At 52.6% G+C, this 9,578-nt stretch carries 10 protein-coding genes and 6 tRNA genes; 8 read left to right on the top strand and 8 right to left on the bottom strand.

What is annotated here, in order from left to right; translation table 11 throughout:
- Positions 1–137: 137 nt before the first annotated feature.
- The 7 genes from QI197_01515 (at position 138) to QI197_01485 (ending at position 4,942) form a co-directional block, all read left to right on the top strand.
- Positions 138–1,703: a DNA topoisomerase VI subunit B gene (locus QI197_01515; protein MDK2372037.1), complete on the top strand. Its 1,566-nt coding sequence runs from the start codon at positions 138–140 to the stop codon at positions 1,701–1,703.
- The gene (locus tag QI197_01510; GenBank protein MDK2372036.1) at positions 1,666–2,769 is read left to right on the top strand and encodes a DNA topoisomerase IV subunit A; all 1,104 of its coding nucleotides are present in this window, start codon (positions 1,666–1,668) and stop codon (positions 2,767–2,769) included. Before QI197_01515 ends, QI197_01510 begins: the two co-directional genes overlap by 38 nt.
- Positions 2,770–2,865: 96 nt before the next feature.
- Positions 2,866–2,943 (top strand) — tRNA-Glu (locus QI197_01505).
- Positions 2,944–3,033 (top strand) — tRNA-Leu (locus tag QI197_01500).
- A 47-nt stretch (positions 3,034–3,080) separates the two neighbouring features.
- Positions 3,081–3,156 (top strand) — tRNA-Gln (locus QI197_01495).
- 34 nt (positions 3,157–3,190) lie between these two features.
- Positions 3,191–3,715 carry a Mut7-C RNAse domain-containing protein gene (locus QI197_01490; protein ID MDK2372035.1) on the top strand — a complete coding sequence of 175 codons (525 nt, stop codon included), beginning with the start codon at positions 3,191–3,193 and terminating at the stop codon, positions 3,713–3,715.
- 78 nt (positions 3,716–3,793) lie between these two features.
- A complete protein-coding gene (locus QI197_01485) occupies positions 3,794–4,942 on the top strand; it encodes a tyrosine--tRNA ligase (GenBank protein MDK2372034.1) in 1,149 nt (382 codons plus the stop codon).
- 145 nt (positions 4,943–5,087) lie between these two features.
- On the opposite strand, the gene rplJ is transcribed toward QI197_01485, so the two are convergent.
- Genes rplJ through ftsZ form a run of 6 tightly spaced genes read right to left on the bottom strand, consistent with a single transcriptional unit; the run spans position 5,088 to position 9,057 of the window.
- On the bottom strand, positions 5,088–5,963 hold the full coding sequence (rplJ, locus tag QI197_01480; protein MDK2372033.1) for a 50S ribosomal protein L10: 876 nt from the start codon (positions 5,961–5,963) through the stop codon (positions 5,088–5,090).
- A 5-nt stretch (positions 5,964–5,968) separates the two neighbouring features.
- A complete protein-coding gene (locus QI197_01475; GenBank protein MDK2372032.1) occupies positions 5,969–6,652 on the bottom strand; it encodes a 50S ribosomal protein L1 in 684 nt (227 codons plus the stop codon).
- 1 nt (position 6,653) lies between these two features.
- On the bottom strand, positions 6,654–7,136 hold the full coding sequence (locus QI197_01470; protein MDK2372031.1) for a 50S ribosomal protein L11: 483 nt from the start codon (positions 7,134–7,136) through the stop codon (positions 6,654–6,656).
- Entirely contained in the window at positions 7,129–7,629 is a 501-nt protein-coding gene (locus tag QI197_01465; GenBank protein ID MDK2372030.1) for a transcription elongation factor Spt5, read from the bottom strand. Before QI197_01465 ends, QI197_01470 begins: the two co-directional genes overlap by 8 nt.
- A 1-nt stretch (position 7,630) precedes the next feature.
- A complete protein-coding gene (locus QI197_01460) occupies positions 7,631–7,840 on the bottom strand; it encodes a protein translocase SEC61 complex subunit gamma (protein MDK2372029.1) in 210 nt (69 codons plus the stop codon).
- Positions 7,841–7,851: 11 nt separating this feature from the next.
- Positions 7,852–9,057, bottom strand: coding sequence for a cell division protein FtsZ (gene ftsZ, locus QI197_01455; GenBank protein ID MDK2372028.1), 1,206 nt, complete (start codon positions 9,055–9,057; stop codon positions 7,852–7,854).
- A gap of 180 nt (positions 9,058–9,237) precedes the next feature.
- On the opposite strand from ftsZ, the gene QI197_01450 reads away from it, so the two are divergent.
- A tRNA-Ala gene (locus QI197_01450) sits at positions 9,238–9,313 on the top strand.
- Between the two features lie 86 nt (positions 9,314–9,399).
- Here the strand turns inward: QI197_01450 and QI197_01445 are convergent.
- Positions 9,400–9,475: transfer RNA gene (locus QI197_01445), tRNA-His, on the bottom strand.
- A 6-nt stretch (positions 9,476–9,481) separates the two neighbouring features.
- A tRNA-Gly gene (locus tag QI197_01440) sits at positions 9,482–9,558 on the bottom strand.
- Between the last annotated feature and the right edge of the window lie 20 nt (positions 9,559–9,578).

Genomic DNA, 9,578 nt, shown 5'->3' with positions numbered 1-9,578 from the left:
GATCTATGCACTCCACGGCCTACAGGGCCATGGAGAAGAAGATAGCCGAGATGAGCAAGAGGGCAGTGCTCGATGAGAGTCTGCTGAGGAAGGCCCTCAAGGAAACTACGAACGAGGAGAAGTGAGGGGATGTTTCCATGTCCGAAGACGTGAGGCTCGAGGAGATAAGTGCTGCTGATTTCTTCTACAGAAATAAATCCTTAGCTGGGTTCGACAATCCCGTCAGAGCTACTTATACGATAGTCAGGGAGCTGGTGGAGAATGCACTAGATGCGGCGGAGATGGCGGAAAACCCTCCAAAGATACAGGTAGTGATGACCGAGTATAAGGAGAGGGACGTGGGGTCCCTGCCTTGGTATAGGATAGTGGTCGCAGACAATGGAATAGGGTTGGGGCCAGATGAGATACCTAGAGCCTTTGGTAGAGTCTTCGTCAGTTCCAAATACAGGCTGATCCAGAGCAGAGGTACCTTCGGTCTAGGGGGAACCATGGCGCTCCTTTACGGGCAGATAACTACGAATATGCCGTTTAAGGTGACATCAGCCAAGAAGGGAGATCCCGTTTACGAGATAATCATGATGATAGACATCCAGAAGAACGAGCCTGTGGTACTAGATAGGAGGATCTTAAAGGGCATATCTAGGGCCTCCTTCACCGTGGTGGAATCCTACTTCGAGGGTAATTACCCTAGGGCCAAGAGGAAGATCATAGATTACCTGCACCAGACGGCCATAGTCGTCCCCTACGCGGACATCTCCTTCATGGACCCTGAAGGGAACTTCTACGTATACCCCCGAAGTACTGACAGATTGCCTCCCCGACCTAAAGAGGCGCTATATCATCCAAAGGGAGTAGATTTAGAGCTATTACAGAGGCTGCTGCAGGCAACGAAGGCACGCACCCTCAAGTCGTTCTTGACTAGACACTTCCAGAGAGTTGGGGGTAAGACCGCCAGCGAGGTCCTGAAGATAGCTGGCTTGCCTCCAGATAAGAGGCCCTCCAAACTCACGAAGGAGGAGATAGAGAGGCTGTTCCGTGCGCTGAAGAGCTACGACAAGTTCCTTCCCCCCGACCCCAGCGTCCTATCTCCCCTAGGAGCGGACCTCTTCGAGTCAGGTATAAAGAAGGAGTTGCAGCCTGAGTTCGTCAAGGCAGTTCAGAGACCACCCTCAGTTTACGAGGCTCATCCTTTCATAGTAGAGACCGCCATAGCCTATGGCGGGCAAATAAGACCTACAGGAGAGATACAGCTGTACAGGTACGCCAACAGGATACCTCTCCTCTACGATATTTCTAGTGATGTATCCTACCAGATAATTAAGAGAATAGATTGGAGTAATTACGGCATAAAGAGTCCCGAGGACGAACCGATCGTCTTCTTCGTTCACATAGTCTCCACTAAGGTTCCGTTCAAGACAGTCGGTAAGGAGTTCATAGCTAATGTGCCTGAGGTAGCCAAGGAAATCGAGCTGGGGCTGAGAAACTGTGCCAGAGATCTGAGGATCTTCCTGAGTCGTAAGAGAAGGAAGGAGATGCTCAGAAGGAGGTACGAGCTGTTCAAGATGTACTATCAGATAATAGCGGAGACTTTGGAGGAACTGCTCGGTGAGCGTCCTCCTGTAGAGAATCTACTGAATAAGTTGAGGGTTAAAGTAGGTGATGAGGATGAAGGAGGAGACGGAGATCAAGAGGAAAGCTCTTGAACTAGCCAAGGAGATTGCCGAGAGGATAAAGCGAGGAGAGTTCCCCGAGATAGAGTACCCCCCGAACAGTCAGAAGAACATACTGTTCGATGAGGACATAGGCTACATATTCAGTCCCAAGACCTACAGTAAGATAAGAGGTTCCAGAGTGAAGAGTCTCAAGACTCTGGCTGGCGTCCTGTACGGGCTGAGCAGGGCGTTAGATCACCTAGAGAACGGACTCACCATGACGAAGAGGGATTTCTACTATGTGCATAAAGTGGAGAGGCTTAAGGGAACTCTATTTCCCGAGGATCAGAGAGAGACTGATGCCAGAATAGTGCTTATGGAGCTCATACTTGGAATGCCTAGGGAGGCCTTCTCCATAACCAGCGATCCCAGAGGATGGATCTACGGGGATGTAGAACTCATTGACAGATCAGGAAGAGTCCTGAGAGCTGATCAAGTGGGGGAGATGGGGTACTCTGTACCACCGAGGCCCGAGAACATAAAGTTCAAGAGGATCGGTGTCAAGGCAGTCGTCGCTATAGAGAAGGTGGGTCCCGCCAAGAACATGATCGAGTTAGGTATCCCAGAGGAGAGAAAGATCGCTATCGCGATTTTACAGGGGCAGGCTTCTAGGAGCATGAGGAGGTTCCTGAGGATGCTATCGGATGAGGGGGTTCCCATCGCTATACTCACTGACTTGTCCCCTTGGTCCCTCAGGATAGCGGCTACCGTGATATACAACAGCATAAATTCGGCCCACATACCTTATTTAGCATCTCCTGAGGCTAGATTCATTGGTATACTCACGAAGGATGTAGAGGAAGGATTCTTCAGGGATTATCAGTTCGCACTAGAGCCCCTCACTCCCGCAGATCTCAAGGCCGCTCAGGACAATCAGTTCCTCCCTAACCTTCAGAACGAGTTCTGGCAGAGGGAGAACAGGTGGTTCCTAGAGAAAAAGAAGAAGGCAGAGATAGAGATATTCAAGGCCATGAGTCCCACCGCCAAGAAGCTGAAGGAGCTATTCGTCGAGTACTTGAGGGAGAAGCTGGATGAACATCTGGGGATAAGTATCTGATCCCCACTCTCCTATCTTCAATTCGAGAATTAGGGTCTCTCCTCGACGAGGGGCCTCATAATATTTTTATTGGGGTTATACTTATAGGTGGATTGGGCTCCGGTGGTGTAGCCCGGCCAAGCATAGGGGCCTTTCGAGCCCCAGACCCGGGTTCAAATCCCGGCCGGAGCACCAGCGGGGGTAGCCAAGCCAGGTCCAAGGCGCCGGATTCAGGGTCCGGTGGGCGTCAGGCCCGCGTGGGTTCGAATCCCACCCCCCGCACCACTTGAGATCAAACTTTATTTTATAGGGGAATGGTAATTGACTCCCGAAGCCCCGTGGTGTAGCGGCCAAGCACGCCGGGCTTTGAACCCGGAGACCCCGGTTCGAATCCGGGCGGGGCTACCATCTCTCCTCCAACCATCCTAAGTGAGTGGTATGGATGTGCGACGCTAAGTTCCTAGTCGACTCGATGGGTGGGAAACTGGCGAGGTGGCTGAGGATACTAGGATGTGACACCAAGTATGCGGATCCCAGCGAAGGGGATTCCCTGATCCTCAGGCTTTCGACCAGCAGGATACTGGTCACTAGGGATAGGGAGCTCGTCAAGAGGGCGATTAACCATGGGATCAGGGTTGTTAACGTCCCCGAGAGATTAGAGGAAGCTCTGGCTATCCTGTCAGCGAGCGAGGGGGTAAGGTTGAAAATTGAACCCAAGAAGAGCAGGTGCCCGTTCTGCAACACTAAGTTAAACCTCGTCAGAGGGGCTCACACAGTGAAAGGCCTACCTAGAGAGGTTCTCCGTTCCCACGTCAAGTTTCTAATGTGCCCGTCCTGTGGAAATGTCTTCTGGTTCGGAACACATTACTGGAATATGCTCAGGACCCTGTCTGAGGTAAAGAAGAAAAGGAGTTCTCTCCGGTTTTCCGGGGGACCGGTGATGACAGGTGACGGCAATGATCCGTGAGAAAACTGACCTACTCTGAGGTCCTCCCATGCAATTCGGGTCAGACCAAAGGAATTTATGTAGGTTTCCTCACCTCCTCTGGGTGATACCACGGATAGACTATCGCTAGTGCTAAGGGGCGTGGCAGAGCCGCTGGATGAGTTCGTCATGACCCTAGATGAGATAAAGGAGCTACTCAAGACGGGACGGCACAACACCTATGTAGGTTACGAGCCGTCCGGTCCGATACACCTAGGAACGCTCATCACGCTCTATAAGCTGAAGGACATGGTGGAGGCGGGATTCCATGCAATAGCCCTAATGGCGGATATCCACGCGATCCTCAACCTGAAGGGACCTAGGGAGCTCATAGAGGAGGTTTCGATGACTTACTGGAAGACTGTGTTCCACGAGCTGGGCTCACCAGAAATAGAGATAAGACTCGGTAGCAGCTTCGAACTATCTCCTGACTACGTTTTAGATCTTCTATCGCTCTCTCAGAGGGTAACCGCGAGGAGGGCTTGGAGGGCCATGTCGATGATAGCTAGGGAGCAGGAGGACCCCCTAGTATCCCATCACATCTATCCCCTGATGCAGGCCCTCGACATCCTGTACCTCCAAGTCAAGGTGGCCATTGGAGGTACCGATCAGAGGAAGATACATGCCTTGGCTAGGGACGTATTCTCGACGAACGTTCCCCTCAGGGTCGATAAGTACGTGCCGTCGGCCATACACACCCCGCTGCTGACGGGGCTTACAGGGGGTAAGATGAGCAGCAGTATTCCAAAATCACACATAGCCGTTCACGACCCGCCTGAGATCATAAGAGAGAAGATAAAGCACGCTTATTGTCCTCCCGGATCCGAGGATCAGTATGATGAGGAGGGCAGGTTGAAGAACCCGATCCTCGGTATAATGAGGTATGTAATACTTCCAAGGGCCGGCAGCATCGTCCTACCGAAATCAAAGGCTGCTGGTGGTGGGGAGATAGAGATCTCGAGTTATGGGGAGTTGGAGAGCAGTTACAGGAGGGGCGAGATACATCCGCTGGACCTGAAGAACTTCGTGGCCGAATACTTAGTGGAGGACTTCGCCAAGTTGAGGGACAAGTTGATGTCCGACAGTGGGTTGATAGAGCCCCTCTATAGGCTGCAGAAATGGCAGAAAGAAAGAGGTCTTTTCGGGGAATTGGAGTGGGAGGAGGTCCTCAAATCCTACCGACCCTACTTGGGTGAGTCCGTCTCATAGGGAATCACTCCCTGAATTTTTTTAGAGGAGATGTGGTCGGAAGGAAGGGGCTGTGATGATAGCTCCACAGACAGATTATCATGAAAATGAGGAGACTCTCCGCTCCTGAGCCCCCTTGATCAATTGAAAATTGGGAGAATGAAGGTCAGGAGACCTTCTCCTGCAGGACCTTGGCGGCTACCGCCGCCTTCCTTATCAGCAGAGGTATCGTCTTATCGCTCAACCAGGCGGCCTCTAGGGCAAGAGCTAAGGCCCTCTCTACAGCCCTCTCTGTGAGAGGCCTCACAGTGTGCCTGTTTATCTCTCCCATCTCCAAGGCCAAGTTCAGTGCGGCGGAGTGGGCCCTGATGACCATCTCCATTATGTCCTCCCTGGTGATCGAGAGGATCTCCGGTAGGTAGAGGAGCCCGTCCTCGTCTATGGCCGCGGTCACCTTGAAGCCGACCTTCAGGGGTTTTATGTTGAGGTTCCTGAGCAAGTCCGCTACCTGCGGGGAGGCCGTTTCACCCTTCTTTACTATAGTGAAGTCCTCCGATATCGCTATCTTGCCTCCCTGTATCTTTGTAGGTATTCCCATGGCCCTCAAGTCAGTGAGAATAGGACCGGGAGCTATATCCGTGGGTCCCTTGGGTATAACTATATCTTCCTCGGCTACATCACCGGGTTTGAGGAAGACCTCCGCCTTCTTCTCTGTTACCAGCCTGTAGGTCTCAAACGGATCTTTCCTACTGAAAATGGCAACTAAGCTCATTGGCATCCTCTTGACTAACTCTTGGATGCCCTTTCTGTCCATTCTCTCGGCTGCCTTCTGAACGAGCCTCTTCTTTATCACGAAGAACTTTATGTCAGGAGCCAGCTCTTTCCTCACCCGCTGAAAGTGATCAGCTGGTACTCTAGCGAAGTCGGCCAGCATTATAGTGGGATACTCCTTGGCTAGCTCTATGAACCTCTCCATCATTCTAGCTTTCCTTATCCTCTGAGGACTCTGCTTCCTCCTTACCTCTCCAGCAACAGTAGACATGAGAATCACCTCCTCTTAGTGTAGGATATCGGGAGCTCGTACGCGGGACCCATCGTCGTCTTCACGTACACCTTGGCTATCTTGGAGGGATCCTCGTACTTCCTCTCTATCACGGATAGCACCGCCTTTATGTTATCCAGTAGTTCCTCGGGAGTCATGTTCCTAGACCCCACCTTCACGTGGACCACGGGCTGATCCTTCATCCTTATCCTCAAGGACCTCCTCAGCTTCTCTATCATGGCAGGTAGCTGAGATACCGCCGCTGCTGGGAGATTCACCGGCATCTTGTTTCTAGGACCGAAGACAGGACCTATGTACCTGACTATCCTAGGCAGGATGTCGGCTTGGGCTATGAAGAAGTCGTACTCATTTGCTAGCTTTTTCAGTGCCCTCTTGTTACCGGCCAGCGCCTCTATCTCCTCCGGCTCGATTACCCTATCTGCTCCAGCCTCCTTGGCCTTGACCGCGAATTCCCCCTTCCCTATCACAGCTACCTTGATGGGCCTGTTCTTCGGCGGATGAGGCAACTCTACTATCTCGTTTATCTTCGCATTGGGATCCCTCTTGAGATCTATGCCCCTGAGGAGGACCACCACATCAACGGCCTCTGTGAACCTCCTCTTAGGACTTTTCTCGAGCATCTCAGAGATTACCTTCAACACCTCGTCTTCAACCAACACCTGAGACATCTCAACCACCTACTACCTCATCCCAAACTCCAGAATCTATTTCTCTCTGAATCTCACGGGGGTTCTTCCCTTCCACGGTCACGCCCATAGATAGAGCCGTCCCCAATACTTGCTTCACCACCTTTTTGAGATCACTCGTATTAGCGTTCTCTAGCTTTGTCCTAGCTATCTTCACCACCTGTTCCATCTTGAGGTCTCCAATCCTCTTGGAGCCCGGATCGGAAGATCCCTTCTCCGCTCCCAATTCCCTGAGGATGAGCATGGAGGTAGGGGGAGTTCCTACCCTGACTTCGAACTCCTTAGTCTCTAGGTCGATCTCTATCTCCACCGGAACCTTCATGCCAGCGTACTCCTTGGTCTTATCGTTTATCTCCTTGACCACGAGTCCCATGTTGAGACCCAAGCCTCCCAGCGCAGGACCCAGCGGAGGACCGGGTGTGGCCTTTCCACCCTCTATCATAACCTTAACTACCTTCTTAGGCACTTTGAGCACCTCCCTCGGCCTCTTCTCCCTTCTTCTCTACCAGCTTCACGTTTGTTAGGGGCATTTTTATCTCCCAGTCCCTGTCTATGTCCAACAACTTCAGGGTGAGCATCTTGCCCCTGCCACCCTCAGGGACCGAGAGCACGACGGCCCTGTAGCCTTTGAAATTCCCTTTAATAATCTTCACTATATCCCCGGGCTCTATCTCTATAGCAGCCGTTTCGGAGGCAATCAAGTTCTCTATCTCTTGGAGTGGAATGGGGCTCGTTGATGCGAGTTTAACCTTGGTAAGGCCCCTAATTAACCTCCTAACCTCGTACTCCCTGTCCGACTCGATGAACAGATACCCCTTGAACTTCGGTATGAAGAGAATGGACCTTACCTTGGCTCCTGTGGAGGATACCCTCGCCATGAGTAGGCGTATTATATTTATTTCCTTTCCTGAAACTATTCTAACTGGAAAAAAGAGTGCCTGGGATTGTTGGCTCTCCATCCTAGCCACCCACTAGGTATAGCGCCGTCAGCTGGAACAGGAAGCCTATCACACCGACTATAAGGAAACCCGTTACGGTCACCTTGAACGTGCTCCACACCTCTTCCCAGCCCGGTTTCTCCGCGACCTTGAGCGTCTGGACTATGTAATCTCGCAGTCCAGACCTGCTTTTGGTGGGCTGTTTACCTCTCTGATCCTTCTTTCTGGGCATAGGACATCCCCTCACAGCTCATCCAGGCCTAAGTCCCTTTCCGGTCCCCTTACCTCTCTAGCTAGAGGTACAGTCCTCCTATCGGAGACCACCCTCCTCGGGGCCGTGGGCCTCTCTGCTCTTACCCTAGTGGCCCTCTCAGCGGTCGCCTCGGTGATCTCACCTTGGAGGGCAGCCTCAACACTGGGAGATGCTACTCCGGTGACCACCAAGAGGACTTGGACCACTCCCTTTAGGGACTCGTCTATCCTAGCCCCCCATATGACATTGGCGGTCGGGTCCAAGGATCCCACTATGGTCTCCACGATCTGTTCCATCTCCTCGAGGGAGAAGTCCGGACCCGAGGTGATATTTATGATGGCCGCCTTACCGCCTGAGATATCAGCCTCGAGCAGGGGGTTACCTAGAGCATCCTCAACGGCCTCTATTGCCCTATTCTCCCCATCGCTCTCTCCGAATGAGAGAACCGCCGGACCCCCATTCTCTAAGACGTTCCTGAGGTCGGCCAAGTCTACATTTATCAGACCGGGCTTCATCACAAGCTCAACCATGCCCTTGACGGCCCTAGCTACGATTTCGTCCGAAATGAAGAACGCTTGGTGCAGAGGAAGCTCCTTCGCTATATCCAATATCCTATCGTTGTTAACCACCACTATCGTGTCTGAGGATTCCGCCAGTTTGGCGAGCCCCTTCATCGCTATCTCCTTCTTCTTGGTTCCTTCCGCCGAGAATGGTAGTGTAACGACGGAAACCACCACGGCTCCTACTCTCTTCCCGACCTCAGCTATCACAGGGGAGGCGCCTGTGCCGGTCCCCCCTCCCAGTCCGGCCATTATGAAGAGTACGTCAGTACCCCTGAAGAACTGCTCCAGCTCCTCCATGCTCTCCCTAGCGGCCTCTTCACCTATGTGCGGGTCACCACCTGATCCGTTCCCGCCGCATAGCTCTTTACCTAATAGGAATTTCCTATCGGCAATCGTGGTCAGGAGGTGCTGGGCATCTGTGTTGACGGCCACTGTCTCCACAGAATCGACACCTATCGCATTCAGTCTGGTGATAGTATTACTCCCGGCTCCACCCACGCCCATTATTACTATCCTAGCTTTAACTCTCTCCACGAAGTCCTTCAGAGCAGAATCTTCTGGGGAGACCTTTTGGGGGATCTCCCGTAACTCCTCCTCAACTCTGCGTGTGGCAGACCTCACTATGGACTTCAATACACATCCCCTTCTCGCTCTTATTTCTCTCTTAGGATGGTGCCAATTCCCTATTTAAAGTAAGGCATATGGTTCGACGATGCGCTCCCATGCGATTGATTGAATTGAGCACCTAGCCGGAGATGGTTCCGGTCTCATGTAGGACAATGTTTATTAAACCTACAGTGGCCTCCTACGAATGGGCCCGTAGCTCAGATGGTAGAGCGCCGGCTTTGCAAGCCGGAGGTCCCGGGTTCGAGTCCCGGCGGGTCCACCAACTTAACTCCTTGAGAAGAGTCCTACCGCCATATGTCGATAATCGCGTCAGGCGGGGCCAATCGACCAAATCAGTGAGCAGTCGGATGGGGCCGGGGCCGGGATTTGAACCCGGGTTAAGGGCTCCACAGGCCCCCAGGTTACCAGGCTACCTCACCCCGGCAAGTAGTGGTGCGGCCGCCGGGATTTGAACCCGGGTCTGGGGCGTGGCAGGCCCCTATCCTATCCAGGCTAGACTACGGCCGCTAGCACTATAGTCAGTGGTC

The organism is Thermoproteota archaeon (assembly GCA_030130125.1).
GTDB lineage: Archaea > Korarchaeota > Korarchaeia > Korarchaeales > Korarchaeaceae > Korarchaeum.
This window is presented reverse-complemented; position numbering and strand designations above follow the sequence as displayed.